The sequence below is a fragment of the Streptomyces sp. NPDC051576 genome (genome assembly GCF_040681835.1).
Taxonomy (GTDB): Bacteria; Actinomycetota; Actinomycetes; order Streptomycetales; family Streptomycetaceae; genus Streptomyces.
The window spans coordinates 1-20,417 of record NZ_JBFAZO010000017.1; the positions used below are offsets into that span (position 1 = coordinate 1).

Genomic DNA, 20,417 nt, shown 5'->3' on the forward strand with positions numbered 1-20,417 from the left:
CACTGGATTTTTCCATGGGGACTATTGTTTTAGGCCTGCGGTTGGTGTGCGCCTTGGAGGGCGGCTGGTCGTTGTCCGCGCCCCCGCCACCGTCGACGCGTTACTACGGTCCTCGCGGAGGGGCGAGTTGGCTTGCGAGTCCGGGCGGGGGCGGGGGGTTGGCCTGCGGGCCCGGTCGACCTGCCCCGGCGCCCAGTGCCCCGTCGGTGGCGGACGTCCCCCGCCCGGCAGCCGCGCCCGCGCCCCGTCGCCCTCGACGCCGAGGCACCTGGAGCGGAGCCCACACCAGGCTGCGCCCCTCAGCCGGCCGGACCGGCGTCTCCAACACGGCATCCTGCGGCGGGCGTCGGGCCGCGCCGCGAAACCCGCTCGCCGAGCAGCACCACGCAGGCCGCGACCGTCACCAGGCCGCCGGTGAGGAACGTGCTCTGTGCCCCCGCGAGCGGCAGGACGAGTCCGCCGAGTGCGGCACCCGCGGCGATAGCGGCGTTGCAGGAACCGGAGTTGGCCGCGAGCGCGATGTCCGTGCAGCTCGGTGCACAGTGCAGCATCGCGTGCTGGGTGGTCATGAAGACGGGATCGAGTGCGCCGCCCATGAGGACCAGAACGCGACCGCCGCCACCGGTTCGCCACCGGCCGCGTACAGCCCGAGCATGCCCACCGCCTGCGTAGCCACAGCCGCGCCTAGCGCAGCCTGCGGAAAGCGGTCTCGCCGCCGGCATCAGGGCCGCAAGGACCGCCGTCCTGCGCCACATGGCCGGTCGCCCCTGCTCCATGGCCCCATCCATGTGGTCACCCCACATGGCTCACCCGCCCCACCGCAAACGAGATTCACCAGCAGCCCCACATCACAAGGGCAGGGTGACGCAGGTCACATCAATTCATTCGCGGTTCCGCGTAATGCGCAGGGCACCTGCGTGGTCGTACAGGCACACGGCAATCCGGCCGACCTCACGCCCGCAGGGGAGACCGCCCATGGACATCACCCTCGAACAGCCCACCCGAGCCCGGCTGATCACGGCCGACGACACGGAGCTTCCCGTGTCCGCCACGCTCCGGTACCTCGCGTCGGACCCGCTGGCCGTACACCTCGACTTCCCGCCCGAGGTGTCCCTCGACGGCGAGGGCGTCACCTGGACCTTCGGCCGGGCGCTGCTGGAGGAAGGGCTGCGCAGGCCGGCCGGCGGCGGTGACGTGCACCTGTGGCCGTGTGGCGGAACCCGTACGGTGCTGGAGTTCCACTCACCGTTCGGGCTCGCCCTGCTCCACTTCCACACCCCGGAACTGCGCCGCTTCCTGCTGCGCACCTACGACGTGGTGGCCACCGGACAGGAGGACATGGACGCGGTCGTCGACCAGGGGCTGAGCGCCCTGTTCGGAATCGTCTGAGCTCAACTCCACCGGCACGATCTCGGACGTGAAGGGCCGCCTCGACAACTGGGTCTCGGGCGTCGGCAGCGTGCGTTCGCTCGGCAACCTCGACCGCGCCGACATACCCGTCCACTACGCGCCGGCCGACAACTACACCGTCTGCGACGCCTACTTGTCCTCCACCCTCAGCGCGACCGGCCCCAACCGCACCTATCTGTGGAGCGGCAAGGTCGAGTCCTGCAGCTGTGACGGCGGTGACGAGTCCGGCCCGACCTGGCAGACCTACGCCGAGTCGCTGAAGAACGCCGGAGTGACCTGGAAGGTCTACCAGAACGCGGCCGACAACCACGGCGACAACGGCTGCGCCTACTTCACGAACTTCGCCAACTCCGACATCGCCGCCGCCATCAAGGCCGACGTCGTCGCCGGCACCCTTCCGCAGGTCTCCTGGGTCGTCCCCAACCCGGCCTTCTCCGAGCATCGACGGCTACTTCGACCACGTCCCACCACCCGCCCCGCCCGCGGGCACGGACGGCGACCAGCGTCATAGGCCTCTCCACCTGCGGCCCGCTGCCCAACCCGGTGCCGACGAACAACGCCCTGCCTGCCCAGGAGACCGGCACTCGGCCCGCCCGCGAGCTGCCGTACCAGCCCAACGGGTACCTGGATCACCTGGAGTTCGGGTCGAGCGGCAAGATCCTCGCCTGGTTCGCAGCGGCAGGTATGACCTCTCCATGGTCGGCCCCAAGCCGTCGAACCGGGCACCGGCAAGCTCGCGATCTACTTCAGGATGGCCAACTCGGGCTCCGCGTCAGTGAAGTTCATCATCACCTCCAGCCACTACCGCGGCGACGGGCCCTGGACCTATACGGTCACCGTCGACTCCGACGCGAGCTGGCCGCGCCGGTTCACCGGACACCTGGAGTCGGGCACGGCGAGTGTCAGCGGCTGAAGTCGGTGTACAGCTCCGGGCGCGGGGCGAGTTCGACGGTCACCCGGCCGCCGCTCTCCAGTGCCCGGACCCCGGCCTCGGCGACGGCGGAGGACGCGTAGCCGTCCCAGACGCTGGCGCCGGTGACACGGCCCTGCCGGGTGGCGTCCACCCAGGACTGCACCTCCCGGTCGTAGGCGTCCGCGAACCGCACGAGATAGTCGAGCGGCACGTCCTCCTGCACACTGCCCCAGGTGGTGACGGCCATCGTGCGGTCCTCGCCGATCCGGGCGCTGCCCGCCTCGCACACGGCCTCGCAGCGCACCTGGTAGCCGAAGCCGGAGTTGACGAACACCTCGACGTCGACCAGGGCGCCGCCGTCGGTCTCGAAGAGCACGAGTTGCGGGTCGAGCAGACCCTCCGGGGCGTTCGCCGACGAGCGCGGGCTGAGCACGGTCACCGCGGTCAGCTCCTGGCCGAGCAGCCAGCGGGCCGCGTCGATCTCGTGCGAGACCGAGCTGTCGATGAGCATCGCGGAGGTGAAGTAGGGCGGCGAGGACACATTGCGGTGGGTGCAGTGCAGCATCAGCGGGCGCCCCAACTGCCCGCCGTCCAGCAGGGACTTGAGCCGCTGGTACTCCGCGTCGTAGCGCCGCATGAACCCGACCTGCGCCAGCCGTCGCCCGAGCCTCACCTCGGCCTCCACCACGCGGAGCGCTCCTGTGGAGTCGGGCACCATGGGCTTCTCGCACAGCACCGGCAGCCCGCGGGCGAAGGCGGCGAGAAGTGCCTCCTCGTGCGCGGGACCCGGTGAGGCGATGAGCACCGCCTCCACCCCGGGGGCGTCGAGCGCGGCCACGGCGTCCTCGTGCACCGTGACCGCGTCCAGACCGGCCACCGCCTCCTTGGCGCGATCCGTGTCCGGATCGGCCACCGCGGCGACCCGGGCACCGCTCACCACCTGGTCGAGCCGTCGTATGTGGTCGGCTCCCATGTGCCCCGCACCCAGCACGGCCACGCCCAGCAGGTCACCCACGTGTGCTCTCCCTCTACGTCGACGATCACGCCGTAGCGTACGCCGGAGAGGAGGGGCGGTCTCAGGGGGAAGGCGCTGATCAGTAGCGCAGCACGCCCGCGATACCGTCCGCGTCGTTCAGGGCGCCGTCGGGGACGAAGCGGACGTCGGCGCCGGTCTCCAGGCACTGCTCGACGATCTCGTCCACGATGTCCTCGCGGGCGTCCAGGTCGTCGCTGTCGGCCGGGACCAGATGGTCGCCGTGGTCGTCGCGGACCGTGACGCGGTAGTTCTCCTCGACGGCCAGCAGCCGGACCCGGCCCTCCCGGGCGTTCTGCCAGACCTCGTCGACGCCGGCCGCGAACTCCTTGCGCCCGCGCGCAGATTCGAGCTCCCGGGTCACCGTGACGGTGCTCTTGCGCGCCTCGGCGTCGACCAGCGGCCGTACGGCCTGCCACACGGCGTCGGGCGTGCCGTGCGCGAGGCCGCCGCGCGGGACGTGCACCGCGCCGTTGGTGGCGCCGCCGACCTCGGCCAGTGCGGACAGCGCCGCCTGGTCGCCGGTGATGTAGAGCGGGCGCCGGTGCTCGCGCAGGATCCTGCCCATCGCGGTATCGGCCTCACGCAGGAAGTGGCGGGTGTCCTCGTGGCGGAAGGTGCTCGGCAGGTCGCCGATCCGCTCCTGCCGCTCGGCGTCGAAGTTGTCCCGAGTGTCGCGGGTCAGCGGGAAGCCGCCGATGCGCTCCTCGGTGACCCGGTCGACCCCGCCGTTCCACAGCGTTATGCGGTCGGCGGAGACCGACAGCACCCAGAACGACCGCTCGGAGGCCTGTGCCGAGACGAGATTGCGGGTGAGGAACGTGTCGGAGAGCACCACACGTTCGGGCACCGGCCTGGCGAGGGACCACACCTGGTGCTCACCCGGCGCGGCGAAGATCACCAGACCGTCCTCGGCGTGCGCCAGATCGACCTCGGCGAGGGCCTGGTCGAGCTGCCGGACGACATCGATGCGCCGTTCCCGCGGAACCGCGGGATCGGCCTCCACCTGCTTCTTGGCCTCGGCCAGCACATTGCGCAGCCGGACCGGATCCTGGGCGTTGTCGGGCTCGCGACGATGCGTCGGCGTGAGCACGGAGACCGCGGGGTAGGGGCGCGGGCGCCGCAGATCGGTGAGGGTGGCGGGACTCAGTGCGTGCTCCATAACAGCACGATAGGGCCGATTCGCGGATGGGGCATATGGGGGAAGCCCACCAGGCAATGGGGACAATTGGTTGCTAACGTCCCTCGGGTGACGCAAGCCGCCACCACCACCGAGCCCCGGACCACGGCCGCCAAGCTGAGCCTGCCGACGTTGACCACCATGGTCGTCGGCTCCATGGTCGGGGCCGGGGTGTTCTCGCTCCCGCGCCGGTTCGCGCAGGAGACGGGTGTGGCCGGCGCGCTGATCGCCTGGGCCGTCGCCGGCACGGGCATGCTGATGCTCGCCTTCGTCTTCCAGACCCTCGCTGTCCGCAGACCCGATCTGGACGCCGGTGTCTACGCCTATGCCAAGGCCGGGTTCGGCGAGTACCTCGGCTTCTTCGCCGCGTTCGGCTACTGGGCCAGCGCCTGCGTCGGCAACGTGACGTACTGGGTGCTGATCATGTCGACGATCGGCACGATCGCACCCGCGCTCGGCGAGGGCGACACGGTCCTCGCGGTGGTCCTCTCCTCGGTCGGGCTGTGGTTGTTCTTCCTGCTGATCAGCCGCGGGGTGAAGGAGGCGGCGGCCATCAACCGGATCGTCACCGTCGCCAAGGTAGTGCCGATCCTGGTCTTCGTCGTCCTCGCGCTCTTCTACCTCAAGCCCCATGTCTTCGCGGAGAACTTCGGCGGCGCCGACTACGCGGGCTCCCTGTTCCAGCAGGTCAAGGGCACCATGCTGGCCACCGTCTTCGTGTTCCTGGGTGTCGAGGGCGCCAGCGTCTACTCCCGGCACGCACGGCGCCGCGAGGACGTCGGGCGCGCTACCGTCCTCGGCTTCCTCAGCGTCTTCGCCGTCTTCGCGTCGGTGACGATCGTGTCGTACGGCCTGATGCCGATGGGCGAGATCGCCGAACTGCGGCAGCCGTCCATGGCGGGTGTGCTGGAGCACGCGGTGGGTACCTGGGGGCAGGTCTTCGTCAGCGTAGGGCTGATCGTCTCCGTGCTGGGCGCCTATCTCGCCTGGACGCTGATGGCCGCAGAGGTGCTGTTCGTCGCCGCCAAGGACGACGACATGCCGCGCTTCCTGAAGAAGTCCACGGCGGCCGACGTACCCGTGCCCGCGCTGGTGATGACCACACTGCTGAGCCAAGTCGTCCTGGTCGTCACCTACTTCTCCGACGACGCCTTCAACTTCGCGCTGGACCTCACCAGTTCACTTACCCTGATCCCGTTCCTGCTCGCGGCCGGCTTCGCCGTACGGATCGCACTCGCCGAAACCCGGGGCGGCCGCGGCGAGTTGGCGGTCGCCGTGCTGGCCACGATCTACACCGCGTTCCTCATCTACGCGGCCGGGTTCAAGTACCTCCTCGTCTCGCTCATCATCTACGCGCCCGCCACCTTCCTGTTCGTCAAGGCCCGCCGGGAACAGGGACGCGCGCTCTTCTCGGCCCCCGAACTCGTGATCCTCGCCGTCTCGATCGCGGGCGCCGTCGTCGGGATCATCGCCCTGACGCTGGGCTGGATCAGCCTCTGACCTCGCCCCCGTCCCCCGGAAAGGTGCATCGTGACCAGCCAGGACAGCGTGAACCGACATGAGTACGGCGTTCATTCCGAGGTCGGCAGACTGCGCAAGGTACTGGTCTGCGCCCCGGGTCTGGCCCACCGCAGGCTCACCCCGACCAACTCCGACGACCTGCTCTTCGACGACGTGATGTGGGTCGAGAACGCCCAGCGCGACCACGCCGACTTCGTCAACAGACTCCGCGAACGCGGCGTCGACGTCGTCGAGTTGCACGAACTGCTCGCCCAGACCATGACGATCCCCGCCGCCAAGGACTGGCTCCTGGACCGGAAGATTGTCGCCAACGAGGTCGGACTCGGCCTCATCGACGCGACCCGCGCCTATCTGGACAGCCTCGAACCCGCCGAACTGGCCAAGTATTTGATCGGCGGCCTCGCCACCACCGACCTCCCGGACGACTTCCGCACCGACCACATCGCCCTCGCCCGCGAGTCGACCGGCGTCCGCGAATACCTGATGCCACCGCTGCCCAACACCCTCTACACCCGCGACACGACCTGCTGGCTCTACGGCGGCCTCACCCTCAACCCCCTCTACTGGCCCGCCCGGCACGACGAGACCCTCCTGATGAAGGCGATCTACACCTTCCACCCGGACTTCGCGGGCTCGGTCGTCTGGTGGGGCGACCCCGAACTCGACTGGGGACAGGCCACGTTCGAGGGCGGCGACATCATGCCGGTCGGCAACGGCGTGGTCCTCATGGGCATGAGCGAGCGCACCTCGCGCCAGGCCATTACCCAGGTCGCCAAGGCGCTCTTCGACCTGGGAGCCGCCGAGCACGTGGTCGTCGCCGGTATGCCGAAGCTGCGCTCCGCGATGCACCTCGACACCGTCTTCACCTTCGCCGACCGCGACCTGGTGACCCTGTACCCGACCATCATGGACGCCGTCCACACCTTCTCCCTGCGCCCCGGCGACAAGGGCCCCGGCATCGACATCGTCGACGAGGGCACGACCCCCTTCACCGACGTCGTCGCCAAGGCGCTCGGCCTGCCCGGACTGCGGACCGTGGAGACGGGCGGTGACGTCTACGCCTCCGAACGCCAGCAGTGGGACAGCGGCAACAACGCGGTCGCGCTGGAACCGGGCGTGGTCTTCACCTACGACCGCAACACCCAGACCAACACCCTGCTGCGCAAGGCCGGCGTCGAGGTCATCACCATCGTCGGCGCCGAACTCGGGCGCGGACGCGGTGGCGGGCACTGCATGACCTGCCCGATCGTGCGGGACCCGGTGGAGTTCTGAAGTTCCCTTCAGAGCCCGGATGTTGGGCAACTCTTTGCCCTTGGCCGATTCCTGACGAGCTCCGCCCGGTCGAGCGCCGGTCCAGGGACCCCGGGGGCGCACAACGCGGCCGAAAGTGCGTGGGTGTGACGGGCATTCAGGTTACGGCTGTGTTGACCGGCCCCGTGCGGGGGCACACGCTCGTCATATAGGTGCTCGATACAACTGGTTCGCCGGGGTCCAGGTCACCCGCGAGGGAAGACGCAGGTAGGCGACCTGTTCTCGATGGACCGGACGCAGGAGGTAACGCATGTGTGGCATCACCGGCTGGGTCTCCTTCGACCGTGAACTGCGTACCGAGGCAGCGACATTGGATGCGATGACCGAGACGATGGCCTGTCGCGGCCCGGACGACCGAGGCGTCTGGGCCCAAGGTCCGGCGGCCCTCGGGCACTGCCGGCTCGCGATCATCGACCTGCCCGGCGGCCGCCAGCCGATGACCGCCGAGACGGCGAACGGCACGGTGGCGCTCGTCTACTCGGGGGAGACCTACAACTTCACCGAGCTGCGCCGCCAACTCGCCGACCGGGGACACCGGTTCACCACCGAGTCCGACACCGAGGTCGTCCTGCGCGGCTACCTCGAATGGGGCGACGCGGTCGCCGAACGCCTCAACGGCATGTACGCCTTCGCGATCTGGGACGGCCGCCGCGACCAACTCGTCATGATCCGCGACCGTATGGGCATCAAGCCCTTCTACTACCACCCGACGCCCGACGGCGTTCTCTTCGGCTCCGAGCCGAAGGCGATCCTCGCCAACCCGCTCGCCCGCGCCAGGGTCACCCTGGACGGCCTGCGGGAACTCTTCACCATGATCAAGACACCCGGACACGCCATCTGGGACGGCATGTCCGAGATCGAGCCCGGCACCGTCGTCACCGTCGACCGCTCCGGCCTGCGCCGCCGCGTCTACTGGCAGTTGGAGACCCGCCCCCACACCGACGACCGGGACACGAGTGTCGCCACCGTCCGAAGCCTCCTCGACGACATCGTGCGCCGCCAGCTCGTCGCAGACGTACCCCGCTGCACCCTGCTCTCCGGAGGCCTGGACTCCTCCGCCATGACCGCGATCGCCGCCCGCCAACTCGCCGAACACGGAGAGAAGGTGCGCAGTTTCGCCGTCGACTTCGTCGGCCAGAGCGAGAACTTCGTCGCCGACCAACTGCGCGGCACCCCCGACACGCCGTACGTCCACGACGTGGCCCGCGCCTCGGACACCGACCACCAGGACATCATGCTCGACGCGCAGACCCTCGCCGATCCCGACGTGCGGGCGAAAATGCTCCGGGCGCGCGATCTCCCCCTGGGTTTCGGCGACATGGACTCCTCGCTGTACCTGTTGTTCCGCGCCATCCGCGACCAGTCCACGGTCGCCCTGTCCGGCGAGTCCGCCGACGAGGTCTTCGGCGGCTACCAGCAGTTCTTCGACGAGGAGGCCCGGCGCGCGGACACCTTCCCCTGGCTGGTGCGCTTCGGCCGGGACTTCGGGGACGACTCCGACGTACTGCGCACCGACCTGACCAAGGCCCTGGACACCGAGTCGTATCTCGCGGACGGCTACCGTGATGCCGTCGCCGGCGTCCAACGCCTCGACGGCGAGAGCGACTTCGAGTACCGCATGCGGCGCATCTGCCACCTCCATCTCACCCGGTTCGTCCGCATCCTGCTCGACCGCAAGGACCGCGCGAGCATGGCCGTGGGCCTGGAGGTCCGGGTCCCGTTCTGCGACCACCGGCTCGTCGAGTACGTCTACAACACGCCCTGGTCCCTCAAGTCCTTCGACGGCCGGGAGAAGACGCTGCTCAGGGAGGCCACCGCGGACGTCCTCCCGAAGTCCGTGTACGACCGGGTCAAGAGCCCGTACCCGTCCACCCAGGATCCCAAGTACGCGGTCGCCCTCCAGGACCACGCCAAGGATCTCCTCGCCCGTCCCTCGCACCCGGTCTTCGACCTCGTCGACCGCGAGAAGCTCCGGCGGACCGCCCACCGCGACGCGCCCATCAGCACCCAGGCGGGCCGCCGCGGACTGGAACGCGCCCTCGACCTGGCGCTCTGGCTGGACCTCTACACACCCGAGATCTCAGTCGCCTGACCTGTCCGCCGCGCACGAGCTCCCGCTGGGCGGCAGCGAGCCGTACAGCAGGAAGTCGTTCACCTTGGTGTGCACGCACTTGGACGACGCGTAACCGGTGTGGCCCTCACCCTTGTTGTCGAGCACCACAGCCGACGAACCGAGCCGCTGGGCCGTCTCCACGGTCCAGCGGTACGGCGTCGCCGGGTCGCCCCGGGTTCCGACGAGCAGCATCTTCGACGTGTCCACGTCCTTGACGTAGTCGCGGATGTAGTCGGTGCCCTTGGGACGGCCGTAGCACATCAGCACCTCGGTGAGCCGGTAGCGGCCGAAGACCGGAGACGCCTCTTCGTACTCGGCGCGCAGCCGGCCGAGGTTCCTGGTGATCTGCTCGGCGGTGGGGCGGTCGGGGTCGTCGGCACAGTTGATGGCCATCAGCGCGGCCGGGAGGTTGTCGAGCGGGACGTCCTGCGCGTCGACGAGCCCGCCGCCCCCGCCGAGCCGGGGCAGGCCGGTGCCGCCGGAGGAGAACGCCATGATGGCGCGCGTGTCACCGTCCTCGACCAGCGCGGCGATGGCCCGCTCCAGCGTCGGCCACAACTGCCGGCTGTACAGCGCCTGGCTGATGGAGCCCACCAGGTCCTGGCCGGAGAACGGGTCGCCGAAGTCCGACTGCACCGGTTCCTGGTCGAGCGAGCGCACGAGCTGTACGACCCGGTCCGGCGCCGAGCGCGCGTCCGTCCCGAACGGGCAGGCGATGTCCTGCACACACCAGGTGAGGAAGTCCTCCAGTGCGGTCTGCTGCCCCTCGGCACCCGCGACACCCTGCTCGGAGAGCGGTTCGGTGAGGGTGTCGACCCCGTCGAGCACCAACCGGCCCACCTTCTTGGGGAATTGGGCCGCGTACACCGCCCCGAGCCGGGTGCCGTAGGAGAAACCGAGGTAGTTGAGCTTCTTGTCGCCGAGGGCCTGGCGCATCACGTCCAGGTCCCGGGAGGCGTTGACCGTGCCTATGTGGGGGAGCACCGGTCCGGAGTACTTGGCGCAGGTCTCGGCGGCCTTCCGCAACCGCTTGAGGACGACCTTCGGATCAGCGCTGTCGATGTCCGCCGGTTCCTCGTCCGTCGCGGCCGAGCCCTGGTCGGCGCCCGCGCCACAACTGACGGGCGAGGACTGGCCGACGCCGCGCGGATCGAAGGTGACGACGTCGTAGCCGTTCGTCAGATCCATGAACTCCTTGCCGCCCGAGGCGAGTTCACTGACTCCGGCGCCGCCGGGACCGCCGAAGTTCAGCAGCACGGAGCCCCGCGACTTCCCGGTCGCCCGATAACGGGCCAGCGCGAGATCGAGCGTCGCGGCGCCGGGCCTGGCGTAGTCCAGCGGGACGGTGACCTTCCCGCACCGCAGATCCTTGGGCGCGTCCATGTCCTTGCACGCGGTCCACTTCACCTTCTGCCGATAGAACCGCGACAGGTCGGGCTGCGGCCGATCGCCGGCCAGCGCGACCGCGGGCAGCCCCGCACCGAGCAGTGCCAGTGCGAGGACCCCGGTGAACGCGCGGCGCCGGAACGCGGGCCGCGATGACAGCTTGGCCAGCATCAATGCCTCCAAGAACGCGCCGTGACCAGCGCCTTCGATCACGATAAGCGGGCCTCGCGGGCGCCGCCTCCCGGCGGGCGGAACGGAGAGAGGTGCCGTATTCTGCGCGCCTTCAATAGGTCTAAGCGGTTGTCCGACTAATGCCGCTAATGCATTTCGATCTCTCGTCGGCCGTCACGAGACGGTTGTTACGAGTAGTTCGATAACCCTGACGCTCGATGGAGTGAAAGGCCGATAAGCCATAACTCGGATGGTGCGCCCGCGTTTTATCCGGTGCGGGTGTGTGCCCGCTACATCTCTGGAAGGCAGGGAACCTATGAAACGGGTTACCCGAAACGGTGTGATCGCCTTCGCCGCCGCATCCGGTGCGATGGCAGTGGCTGGGCCGGCGTTCGCCGATTCCGTGGCGGACGGCACCGCGGCCGGTTCGCCCGGGGTGATCTCCGGCAACACCGTCCAACTCCCTGTGCACGTTCCGGTGAACGTGTGCGGGAACACCGTGAACGTGGTGGGGCTCCTCAATCCCGCGGCGGGCAACAGGTGCGCCAATGAAGGCGGCGCGAAGAAGGGCCGGGGTGGGGAGAACCCCGACGGGCCGTCCGGCGGTGCCGCCGCGCAGGGCGACGGAAAGGATTCTCCGGGTGTGCTCTCCAGCAATGGTGTGCAGCTCCCGATCCATCTGCCGGTGAACGTCAGCGGCAATTCCGTGAACGTGGTCGGCGTCGGCAACCCGAGTGTGGGCAACCAGTCCGGAAACACCTCGGGCGACCACCCCCGCCACCACCCCCCGCGGCCGACCCCCGAGCCGCCCGCGCCGTCGAAGCCGCACCCGGCACCAGAACCGGGAGCGCAGATGGAGCCGCACCACACATCACCCGCCGCCGAGGCATCGCTCGCCCACACGGGCGCCGACGACATCCTCCCGGCCGCCGCCACGAGTGCGGCCCTCCTCCTGGGTGGCGCCGCCCTGTACCGGCGCTTCCGCCCCAGGGCAGGACGCTGACCCCAGCACCCGCGCCAGGACGGAAGGCCCCACCGGGTACCTGACCGGTGGGGCCTCCGCCGTCCGGCGCCAGTGGGTCAGATGGGCTCGCCGCGCAGGATGCTGTACCGGACCCCGTCCCGCCAACGCCCGTCCCGGTACGCGACACTCCGCAGGACGCCCTCGCGGGTGAACCCGGCCTTCTCCAGGGCCCGTTGCTCGGCGAGGTTCTCCACCTCCGTGTCCGCCTCGACGCGCATCACCAAGGTGTGGGCGAACAGATAGCGCACCAACTGCCGTTGCGCCTCGGTCCCTATGCCCTTTCCGCGGGCCTCGGGCAGCAGGGTGATCCCCATGTTCCAGTAGTGGCACGTCGGGGTCGGCGTGACCTTCCGCCAGGCGACGAACCCCACCCGCTCCTCGCCCAGGACCACCATCAGATACGACCTGTCCGCACCGAGCAGACGGTCCTCCGACCACTGCCGTCGCCAGCGCCGGGCATCGCTCCAGCCGTACCACTGGAACTCCGACGCGGCCTCCGGGTCGCTGAGGAAGCGCTCCATCACGGCCAGGCCGCCCTCGTCCACCGGTCGCAGTGAGATGGTCTCCGAGCTCATACGGAACAAGGGTAGGGGATGCCAACTCATAGGAACCGTGCGGCAGTTCGTCCGTCTCGTCCTGCGGTGCCCGGAGGAGTGCGTGGGCCGCCTTCCGGAACGCGGACAGCAGCCGGCTGTGCTCGCCCGCCCGGGTCGCCAGGTCCCTCCACGGCCTGGATGACCGGACCGCCGGGCGGTCCGGGGGATTGACCCACCAGAAGGCGGACCAGAAGCAGACAGGGTGGCGCCGCTCCAAGCGGGCACCTTTTGGACGCGAGTAACAAGCCGATCCGCCCCCCGGCCGACGGCACCTAATCCCGTTGCCGGGCGTGTCCACGGATGGTGAAGTGGCCCCATGGATCACGCCGAGGTACTCGCCCTCCACGACCGCGACCTGCGCGAAGGCGCCCGACCCGACGGTCCCGGGGCGTGTGTCGAGCGAGCCGGGGGAGTGGTGCGCCAGGTCGCCGGTGAGCACGGCTGGAACGGGGTCCTGTGGTCGGATCTGGACGACACGGGCGCCGACGCGGCGATCGCCGAGCAGATCGCGTACTTCACCGGGCTCGGCCGCGCCTTCGAGTGGAAGCTCTACGGCCACGACCTGCCGTCGGATCTCGGGCAGCGGCTGACGGCGGCAGGGTTCACGCCCGAGCCGCAGGAGACCCTGATGGTCGGCGAGCTCGCCGCCCTCAACATCGACCCTCAACTGCCGGACGGCATCCGCCTGTTGGCCGCCACCGACCGCGTCGGCGTGGACCTCGTGGCGGACGTCCACGAAAAGGCATTCGGCACCGACAGCTCCCGGCTGCGGGCCCGTCTGCTCGACCAGCTCGCCGCCGACCCGGACACGGTCGTCGCCGTCGTCGCCCTCGCCGGTGACGAACCGGTGAGCGCGGCGAGGATGGAACTCGTCCCCGGCACCCAGTTCGCCGGCCTGTGGGGCGGCGGCACGGTCGAGGGCTGGCGGGGCCGCGGCATCTACCGCGCCCTGGTCGCCCACCGTGCCCGTATCGCCGCGGACCGTGGCCACCGCTACGTCCAGGTCGACGCCTCAGACCAGAGCCGCCCCATCCTCGAACGCCTCGGCCTCGCCCCGCTCACCACGACCACCCCGTACCTGTACGAGCCGTAAAGCTGCAGGTCGGACGGGTGATGTCACATCCGCGCCGACCCCGTCCGTCGCATCGGTATGACGACGAACCAGAGCGAGAACAGCGGCCGGAGCATCCTCCTCGCCGGCGCGAGCGGCGTCCTCGGCGGTCACATCACCAGGGCCCTCACCGATGCCGGCCACCAGGTCACCGGCCTCGGCCGAGGGCCCGGCAACGGCATCCGCGCCGACCTCATGGACCGGGACGCGCGGCTCCGCGCGATCGACGGACACCACTTCGACACCGTCGTCCACGCCGCGACCGCCCTGCGCAAGGCGCCCCTGCGCCACCGCGACATGTACGCCACCAACGCCCTGCGCATCGAGGGCACCGCCCACCTCGTCGAGGCCGCCCGGTCCACCGGCGCCCGCCGGTTCATCACCGAGTCGATGGTCTTCGGCTACGGCTACGGGGACTTCGGCACCCGCCCCCTCACCGAGGACGACCTCTTCGGCCCGCGCGGCACGACACCGGAGCTGGAGAAGCACATCGAGGGCATGCGCACCAAGGAGCAACTCACCTTCGAGGCACCGGACCTGGAGGGCATCGCACTCCGCTTCGGCCTCTTCTACGGCCCTGGTGGCACCGACGCCATCCTCCCCATGCTGCGCAAGCGCCAACTCCCCGCCCCCGACGATCACGGCCGGGTCCTGCCCTGGATCGAACTCACCGACGCGGCCCGCGCGGTGGCCGCCGCCGTCGAACACGGGCACCCCGGCCAGGCGTACAACGTCACCGATCGCACCCCGCTCGGCTTCCGCGCCCATGTCCTGTGCGTGGCGGGGGAGTTCGGGCTGCCGAAGCCGATCGCGCTGCCGCTGTGGGCGGTCCGGCCGATGGGGTACGCGCACACGATGATGACCAGCAGCCAACGGGTGTCGAGCGTGAAGGCCGAACGGGAGCTGAGCTGGACCCCCGTGTACCCGTCCAGCCGTGAGGGCCTCGCCGCGCTGCGCGCCGCCCGGTGACCAGTACGCGGGTCGCCTACAGATCGAGTTGGTACTCCACCGCACGATGGGTCGGCGCATACCCGAGCGCGTCATTCACCGCGCGCATGGGCGCGTTGCCGTCCGCCGTGTCCGTGAGCAACCCGGCCAGCAGCGGGTGGAGTTCGTGGGCGCGTCGGATCGAGGCCGCCTTCATCCAGCGGGCGAGACCGCGGCCACGATGCGCGGGCAGTACGGCCGTACCGTAGTGCTGGGCGTCGCCGAGTCCGTCGCCCGGCACGACCAGTTCGGAGAATCCGACGACCTGGCCGTCGGCCGTGTTCACGGCGGCGACGGTGTGCAGCAGTTCCCCGCGCCGTGCGACCGCCTCGGCCGCCGCGACCAGCCGCTCCACATCCCAGACGACGGTGCCGTAGTCCGTGCCCTCCATCGGCATGTCGTCCATCGCGGTGCGCGCCCGAGCGTAGGAGAGGGCGAGTTCGTCCGGGACCGTTCCGTCCCACCGCGTCAACTCGTAACCGGAATGCGGATGTTCGGCCTGTTCGCCGATCGCCGCGAGATCCGCGTCGGCCAACGACAGCCGGGCGTACGTCAGCGCCAGCACCGGACGGAAACCGCGGGCCGGCAGGAACTCGTCGGCGGGTGAACCCTGTTGGGCCTGAGCGACGATCGAACGCCGGCCCTCCGCACGGGCCGTCGCGACGGCGGCCGCCAACAACCGTGTCCCGACGCCCTGTCGGCGCTCGGCGCCGTGGACCGCGATCTCCAGTTCAGCCAGATGCGCCTGCCCCTCCTTGAGGAACAGGCGCAGCGAAGCCGACCCGACAGGTACGCCGTCGGCGTCCTGGGCCAGCCAGAGGAGACGACGGCTCGACGGGCCGGACTCCGGATCGACGAGCGGAATGACACGTGGCGACAAGGGTTCTCCGTCAGGGGTGCGGGAAGCGGGGGAGCGGGCGGCGGGCCCGCAGAAGCTAGCCGCCGCCCGTTCTCACCCGCAACACAATTCCCGCGCACCCCTCAGCGGCGCACCCTCGTCCGGTCCAGCGCGGCAATGCCGACCGCCGCCAGGCCGATCTGGATGAGCCACTCGATCCAGTCGACGCCCTTGGTGTCGGCGACACCCAGACCCGAGGCGATCGCCGCGCCGATGAGAGCGGCGACGATGCCGACGACGATCGTCAGGATGACGCCGATGTGCTGGCGCCCGGGGACGACGAGCCGTCCCAGCACGCCAATGATGATGCCGATGATGATGGCACTGATGATGCCCGAGATCTCCATCTCCGCCCCTCTTTGTCGATATCCCCGCTCTCACCTTGTGCCCGCTGGACGCCGAGCCACTCCGCCCGTGTTTTGTTGCCTGTTATTGCCGCGACTTTCTGTTCACCGCCCCTTCATGCCATGTACCTTTCAATCGTTCAACGCGTGTAGAACTCCTCAACTACCGTTCTACGCGCGCAGATCAGGCGCCCGCACCGCAGCTTTCCCCATCCCCTCACGGAGGTTCGCCGGATGCTTGGATCAAGAAGATCCCGCCGCAGACTCACCACCGCCCTCGCCGGCCTGGGGCTTCTCGTCACGGGAGGCGCTCTCCAGGTCACCACCACGGCCACGCCCGCGCACGCGGCCACCACGCACCGGGTCCTGTTCGACGACGGCCACGCCGAGGAGGCGGGCAACGCGGACTGGATCATCTCCACCAGCAAGCCCGACCCGCTCTCCCAGGACTCCTCGCCGTCCTCGGAGACGGACTGGACCGGGGCGCTGTCGTCGTGGGGCGTCGCCCTGCAGAAGACCGGCAACTACAGCATGAAGACCGCCACCAGCGCGCTGACGTACGGCGGTTCGTCGACGACCGACCTGTCGAACTTCGACACGCTGGTCCTGCCGGAGCCCAACACGCTGTTCACGACGGCCGAGAAGACCGCCATCATGAACTTCGTGAAGGCCGGCGGCGGCCTGTTCATGATCTCCGACCACACCGGCGCCGACCGCAACAGCGACGGCTACGACGCGGTCGAGATCTTCAACGACCTGATGACGAACAACAGCGTCGACTCGACCGACCCGTTCGGCTTCTCCATCGACACCCTCGACGTCAGCTCCGGCTACCCGGCCGCGATCAGCGACAGCACCGACCCGGTCCTGCACGGCTCCTTCGGCACAGTCACCAAGAGCCTGATAGCCGACGGCACCACGGCCACCCTGAAGCCCGCCGACAACTCCTCGGTCAAGGGCCTGCTCTACCGCAGCGGTTACTCCGGCAACACCGGCGCCTTCTTCGCCACCAGCACCTTCGGCAGCGGCCGCGTCGCCTTCTGGGGCGACACCTCACCGGTCGACGACGGCACCGGCCAGTCCGGCAACACGCTCTACGACGGCTGGAACGACACCGGCGCCACCAACGCCCCCCTCGCCCTCAACGCCACCGAGTGGCTGGCCGGCGCGAGCGACAGCAGCGGCGGTGGCGGGGGTGGTGGCGGCACCTGCACCGCGGCCCAGCTCCTCGGCAACCCCGGCTTCGAGTCCGGCAACACCACCTGGACCGGCAGCAGTGGCGTCATCACCAACTCCAGCAGCGAGGCCGCCCGCACCGGCTCCTACAAGGCCTGGCTCGACGGCTACGGAGCGGCCCACACCGACACGCTCTCCCAGTCGGTGACCATCCCGTCCGGCTGCTCCGCGACGCTCAGCTTCTATCTGCACGTGGACACCGCGGAGACCACCACCAGCACCGCCTACGACAAGCTGACGGTCACCGCCGGATCCACCACCCTGGCCACGTACTCGAACCTCAACGCGGCCTCCGGATACGTCCTGAAGTCCTTCGACGTCTCCTCCCTGGCCGGCACCACGGCCACCATCAAGTTCAGCGGCGTCGAGGGGTCGACCCTCCAGACGTCCTTCGTCGTCGACGACACCGCGCTCAACGTGAGCTGAGCCGACCGGACGGTCCCGGCGAGCCCGCCGGGACCGTCCGCTCCGGTGTGTTCCAGCCGGAGACCCGCACCCGTGGCACCGATCCGTGCAGATCGGCCGTCCGGTAGGTCACCGTCAGCATCCTCGACTCCCCGGGCCACAGGCTCACTTCGTTGTCGGACCACTTCACCGGCAGCACCGGCTTGCCCGCCGAGTCCACGAGATGGACATCGGTGAGAAGCGAAGGCGTCTTCCCCGCCCCCGAGTTGCGCACCGTGACAGTCGTGGTCGAGGTGCCGTGCGCGTCCGTGTCGGTCGACGCCGTCGTCGAAACGGGTACCTGGGCCATCGAGTTGAGTCCCTTGAGGTCGGCGTAGCTCGTCGTCGGCGTGTAGTACCAGTCGGTGTGCGCCCAGTCGAGGGTGTCGGGTTCGGTGGAGAGCCAGTACACGTTCCGGCTCACCTCCTTCCCGGACGCGTCGGTGAGCGTCAGCCGTACCAGGTACGTCTTCGACAGCCCGTTCACCGATGCGGGCAGGGTGAGCGCGGTGGTGTGGGCGCCACCGCCGGAGACCTTCACTCCGGCCACCGTCCTGTCGTACTTCTGTGTCCCGTCGGTGTTGAACAGTGTTGCCCGCGTGGTGAGTCGGCCTGCCGACCCGTTCCGGTTGTTCACCACGACGACCGAGCGGTTGTCGTACGAGTACTGGATGTGCAGCGGCTCGTTCGCCTTCTTCGCGCCGAAGTAGGCGCCGCCCTGGTCGAGGTAACGGTCCATCAACTGCCAGTGCAGCGAGGTCCAGCCGCTGTTGAACATCCAGTAGACGACCCCGGTCGAGGGCTTCGAGGCGTCGGTGGCGTTCCGCTCGTACGCCTCGAACTGGGCGCGTACGTTCTCGTACTGCGCGAGCTGGGCCTTGCGCACGTAGTCGGGCAGGCTCGTCGGTGGGCCGTAGCGGCCGGTGAGGGCGTTGTCGTAGAGCCTGAGGGTGTTGAAGACCGGCGACGGGGAGCGGTGGTACTGCTTGGCCGCGGGGTCTTTCCAGAGGGTGGCCAGTTCGGCCGGGGTCATCAGCCGGCGCAGGGTGTCGAGGGTGGGGATGTCGGGGCCCGCGCTGGTCTCGGAGTTGAAGCCGGTGGCCCCGCCCTCGCGTTTGGCGTACCAGTAGTTGGGTGGGATCCAGTCGTACGGGCCGGTCATCTTCATGCCCGAACCGCCGCTGATCGGCGAGGAGTTGTCGGATGCCGCCGCGACCACCGGGAGATTCCAGTCGGCGGCCTTCAAGGCGCCCAGGTAGGTCTTCTCGATCGTCGCGTCGGGGGCGAAGTCGCTGCCGATGAGGAAGGAGATCACGCTCGGGTGGTCGCGCAGCCGGGCGGCCTCGGCGGCCATCGACGCCTTGGCGACCGGATAGTCGGCGGCGGTCCACTTGTCGCCGGTCTCGTCGCCGTTGACCTGCCCCTCCCACTTGTCGCAGCACTCCCAACCGGGGAGGGTCAGGATGCCGTAGCGGTCGGCCAGGTCGAAGAACTCGTCCGGCTCGATGTGCCCTTCCAGCCGGATGGTGTTCAGGCCCAGGTCGAGGGCGTACTTGAGGCGGTCCTCGACATAGGTCCGGTCCCAGCGCAGGAACTCGTCGGGCGACCAACCGCCGCCCTTGATCAGCAACTTGCGGCCGTTGATCCGGTACTGGCGGTCGCCGGAGGGGTTCAGCGGGGCCTGGACGTCGCGGATGCCGAAGCTCTCGTGCGCCGTGTCGGACAGGGCGCCGTTCACGGAGGCGGTGAGGCCGAGGTCGTAGAGCGGTTGCCCGCCCATGCCCGCGGGCCACCACACCTTCGGGGAGTCGAGACGAAGACCGAAGGCGACGGTCCGCGTCTCGTGGGCGGCGAGGGAGACGGTCTTCTCGAAGACCCTGCCGGCGACGCTGCCCCTGACCTGTGCAGTGACGGGCGCACTGGAGTCGTTGCGCGCCTGTGCCTTGACCGTCAGGTCGGCGGTGGCGAGCGAGGGGACGGCCAGTTTGGTGACCACATGTGCGTCGCGCAGCGCGACCGGGCCGCCGCGTCGGACGAGGACGTCACGGACGATGCCCATGTTCTGGTCGGAGGGCGGCTGGATCCAGTCGATCCAGCCCATGGTGAGGTTCTTGTTCGGGTCGTTCGGGCGGATGCGGAACGCGACCGTGTTGGTGCCCGAGCGGACGAGTGAGGTGATGTCCAACTCGTGGTGTGTGTAGGCGCCGTTGACGTCGGCGGCCTTGGCGACCTGCTTGCCGTCGACGTAGACGTCGGCCGCCGAGATCACCCCGCTGAAGTCGAGGTACGTGCGTTGCGTGCGGTCGGCGACCGTGAAGTCGCTCCGGTACCACCACGGCACCTGGAAGTCGGCCTTCGGGATCTTCCGCTGGTTGGTGGAGTAGAAGGGGTCCGGGTGGACGCCGTCGGCGATCAGGGCCGCGAGGACCGTGGAGCGCGCGCCGGCCGGGTGCCAGCCGGTGGTCCGGTAGCCGGGGGAGGAGACGGTCGCGGGGGAGTCGGTGACCTTGGCGGACGACTGGATCGTGTAGCCGGACAGCGGGGTCGCACTTCCGGCGGTCGAGCCCACGGTGGTCACCTGGGCCGGCGCGGGAGGCGGGGACGGCTCCCGCGCCCCCGCCCACGCGCCGGTGGTGAGGGAACCCAGCAGGCCGAGGGCTACCGCGGCCGTGGTGAGACGGCTCCTGAGAAGTGGGGGGACGGCGGGGCGGTGGAACACGGCGGTCTCCAGCCTCGTCA

At 69.6% G+C, this 20,417-nt stretch carries 18 protein-coding genes; 10 read left to right on the forward strand and 8 right to left on the reverse strand.

Going from position 1 to position 20,417, the window contains the following annotated elements:
- Positions 1-299 precede the first annotated feature (299 nt).
- Entirely contained in the window at positions 300-569 is a 270-nt protein-coding gene (locus AB0M63_RS41080; RefSeq protein WP_366022964.1) for a hypothetical protein, read from the reverse strand.
- A 406-nt stretch (positions 570-975) separates the two neighbouring features.
- Here AB0M63_RS41080 and AB0M63_RS41085 point away from each other — a divergent pair, with 406 nt between their 5' ends.
- The 3 genes from AB0M63_RS41085 (at position 976) to AB0M63_RS41095 (ending at position 2,323) form a co-directional block, all read left to right on the forward strand.
- Positions 976-1,389 carry an SsgA family sporulation/cell division regulator gene (locus AB0M63_RS41085; RefSeq protein ID WP_355902652.1) on the forward strand — a complete coding sequence of 138 codons (414 nt, stop codon included), beginning with the start codon at positions 976-978 and terminating at the stop codon, positions 1,387-1,389.
- A gap of 28 nt (positions 1,390-1,417) precedes the next feature.
- On the forward strand, positions 1,418-1,921 hold the full coding sequence (locus AB0M63_RS41090; RefSeq protein ID WP_366022965.1) for an alkaline phosphatase family protein: 504 nt from the start codon (positions 1,418-1,420) through the stop codon (positions 1,919-1,921).
- Positions 1,922-2,149: 228 nt separating this feature from the next.
- The gene (locus AB0M63_RS41095) at positions 2,150-2,323 is read left to right on the forward strand and encodes a hypothetical protein (protein WP_366023069.1); all 174 of its coding nucleotides are present in this window, start codon (positions 2,150-2,152) and stop codon (positions 2,321-2,323) included.
- Here AB0M63_RS41095 and AB0M63_RS41100 read toward each other — a convergent pair.
- Positions 2,313-3,338: a Gfo/Idh/MocA family oxidoreductase gene (locus AB0M63_RS41100; protein WP_366022966.1), complete on the reverse strand. Its 1,026-nt coding sequence runs from the start codon at positions 3,336-3,338 to the stop codon at positions 2,313-2,315. The two genes, AB0M63_RS41095 and AB0M63_RS41100, sit on opposite strands and share 11 nt — an antisense overlap.
- A 79-nt stretch (positions 3,339-3,417) precedes the next feature.
- Entirely contained in the window at positions 3,418-4,518 is a 1,101-nt protein-coding gene (locus tag AB0M63_RS41105; RefSeq protein WP_366022967.1) for a chemotaxis protein, read from the reverse strand.
- Positions 4,519-4,605: 87 nt separating this feature from the next.
- On the opposite strand from AB0M63_RS41105, the gene AB0M63_RS41110 reads away from it, so the two are divergent.
- From AB0M63_RS41110 to asnB, 3 genes are all read left to right on the forward strand, one after another.
- On the forward strand, positions 4,606-6,036 hold the full coding sequence (locus AB0M63_RS41110; protein ID WP_366022968.1) for a basic amino acid/polyamine antiporter: 1,431 nt from the start codon (positions 4,606-4,608) through the stop codon (positions 6,034-6,036).
- A 30-nt stretch (positions 6,037-6,066) separates the two neighbouring features.
- Positions 6,067-7,329 (forward strand): arginine deiminase, encoded by a 1,263-nt coding sequence (locus AB0M63_RS41115; RefSeq protein WP_366022969.1) that lies wholly within the window; start codon positions 6,067-6,069, stop codon positions 7,327-7,329.
- A 289-nt stretch (positions 7,330-7,618) separates the two neighbouring features.
- Entirely contained in the window at positions 7,619-9,460 is a 1,842-nt protein-coding gene (asnB, locus tag AB0M63_RS41120; RefSeq protein WP_366022970.1) for an asparagine synthase (glutamine-hydrolyzing), read from the forward strand.
- Here the strand turns inward: asnB and AB0M63_RS41125 are convergent.
- Positions 9,449-11,038, reverse strand: a complete 1,590-nt coding sequence (locus tag AB0M63_RS41125; RefSeq protein ID WP_366022971.1) for an alpha/beta hydrolase — start codon at positions 11,036-11,038, stop codon at positions 9,449-9,451. The genes asnB and AB0M63_RS41125 overlap by 12 nt on opposite strands.
- A gap of 316 nt (positions 11,039-11,354) precedes the next feature.
- On the opposite strand from AB0M63_RS41125, the gene AB0M63_RS41130 reads away from it, so the two are divergent.
- Entirely contained in the window at positions 11,355-12,041 is a 687-nt protein-coding gene (locus AB0M63_RS41130) for a chaplin (protein WP_366022972.1), read from the forward strand.
- Positions 12,042-12,118: 77 nt separating this feature from the next.
- Here AB0M63_RS41130 and AB0M63_RS41135 read toward each other — a convergent pair whose 3' ends face one another.
- Positions 12,119-12,637, reverse strand: coding sequence for a GNAT family protein (locus AB0M63_RS41135; RefSeq protein ID WP_366022973.1), 519 nt, complete (start codon positions 12,635-12,637; stop codon positions 12,119-12,121).
- A 337-nt stretch (positions 12,638-12,974) separates the two neighbouring features.
- On the opposite strand from AB0M63_RS41135, the gene AB0M63_RS41140 reads away from it, so the two are divergent.
- A complete protein-coding gene (locus tag AB0M63_RS41140; protein ID WP_366022974.1) occupies positions 12,975-13,751 on the forward strand; it encodes a GNAT family N-acetyltransferase in 777 nt (258 codons plus the stop codon).
- Between the two features lie 57 nt (positions 13,752-13,808).
- Positions 13,809-14,738: an NAD(P)-dependent oxidoreductase gene (locus AB0M63_RS41145; RefSeq protein WP_366022975.1), complete on the forward strand. Its 930-nt coding sequence runs from the start codon at positions 13,809-13,811 to the stop codon at positions 14,736-14,738.
- 16 nt (positions 14,739-14,754) lie between these two features.
- Here the strand turns inward: AB0M63_RS41145 and AB0M63_RS41150 are convergent, their stop codons facing one another.
- Positions 14,755-15,636 carry a GNAT family N-acetyltransferase gene (locus AB0M63_RS41150; protein ID WP_366022976.1) on the reverse strand — a complete coding sequence of 294 codons (882 nt, stop codon included), beginning with the start codon at positions 15,634-15,636 and terminating at the stop codon, positions 14,755-14,757.
- 101 nt (positions 15,637-15,737) lie between these two features.
- On the reverse strand, positions 15,738-16,001 hold the full coding sequence (locus AB0M63_RS41155) for a GlsB/YeaQ/YmgE family stress response membrane protein (protein WP_355902626.1): 264 nt from the start codon (positions 15,999-16,001) through the stop codon (positions 15,738-15,740).
- A 231-nt stretch (positions 16,002-16,232) separates the two neighbouring features.
- On the opposite strand from AB0M63_RS41155, the gene AB0M63_RS41160 reads away from it, so the two are divergent.
- Entirely contained in the window at positions 16,233-17,660 is a 1,428-nt protein-coding gene (locus AB0M63_RS41160; RefSeq protein WP_366022977.1) for a hydrolase, read from the forward strand.
- On the opposite strand, the gene AB0M63_RS41165 is transcribed toward AB0M63_RS41160, so the two are convergent.
- Positions 17,647-20,397: an exo-beta-D-glucosaminidase gene (locus tag AB0M63_RS41165; protein ID WP_366023070.1), complete on the reverse strand. Its 2,751-nt coding sequence runs from the start codon at positions 20,395-20,397 to the stop codon at positions 17,647-17,649. The genes AB0M63_RS41160 and AB0M63_RS41165 overlap by 14 nt on opposite strands.
- Positions 20,398-20,417 lie beyond the last annotated feature (20 nt).

Bases quoted from the DNA above. Each gene is read 5' to 3' on its own strand.
- AB0M63_RS41145 (WP_366022975.1), top strand. From the start codon at position 13,809: ATGACGACGAACCAGAGCGAGAACAGCGGCCGGAGCATCCTCCTCGCC.
- AB0M63_RS41140 (WP_366022974.1), top strand. From the start codon at position 12,975: ATGGATCACGCCGAGGTACTCGCCCTCCACGACCGCGACCTGCGCGAA.
- AB0M63_RS41125 (WP_366022971.1), bottom strand. From the start codon at position 11,038: ATGCTGGCCAAGCTGTCATCGCGGCCCGCGTTCCGGCGCCGCGCGTTC.
- AB0M63_RS41135 (WP_366022973.1), bottom strand. From the start codon at position 12,637: ATGAGCTCGGAGACCATCTCACTGCGACCGGTGGACGAGGGCGGCCTG.
- AB0M63_RS41160 (WP_366022977.1), top strand. From the start codon at position 16,233: ATGCTTGGATCAAGAAGATCCCGCCGCAGACTCACCACCGCCCTCGCC.
- AB0M63_RS41105 (WP_366022967.1), bottom strand. From the start codon at position 4,518: ATGGAGCACGCACTGAGTCCCGCCACCCTCACCGATCTGCGGCGCCCG.
- AB0M63_RS41085 (WP_355902652.1), top strand. From the start codon at position 976: ATGGACATCACCCTCGAACAGCCCACCCGAGCCCGGCTGATCACGGCC.
- AB0M63_RS41080 (WP_366022964.1), bottom strand. From the start codon at position 569: ATGACCACCCAGCACGCGATGCTGCACTGTGCACCGAGCTGCACGGAC.
- AB0M63_RS41130 (WP_366022972.1), top strand. From the start codon at position 11,355: ATGAAACGGGTTACCCGAAACGGTGTGATCGCCTTCGCCGCCGCATCC.
- AB0M63_RS41155 (WP_355902626.1), bottom strand. From the start codon at position 16,001: ATGGAGATCTCGGGCATCATCAGTGCCATCATCATCGGCATCATCATT.
- asnB (WP_366022970.1), top strand. From the start codon at position 7,619: ATGTGTGGCATCACCGGCTGGGTCTCCTTCGACCGTGAACTGCGTACC.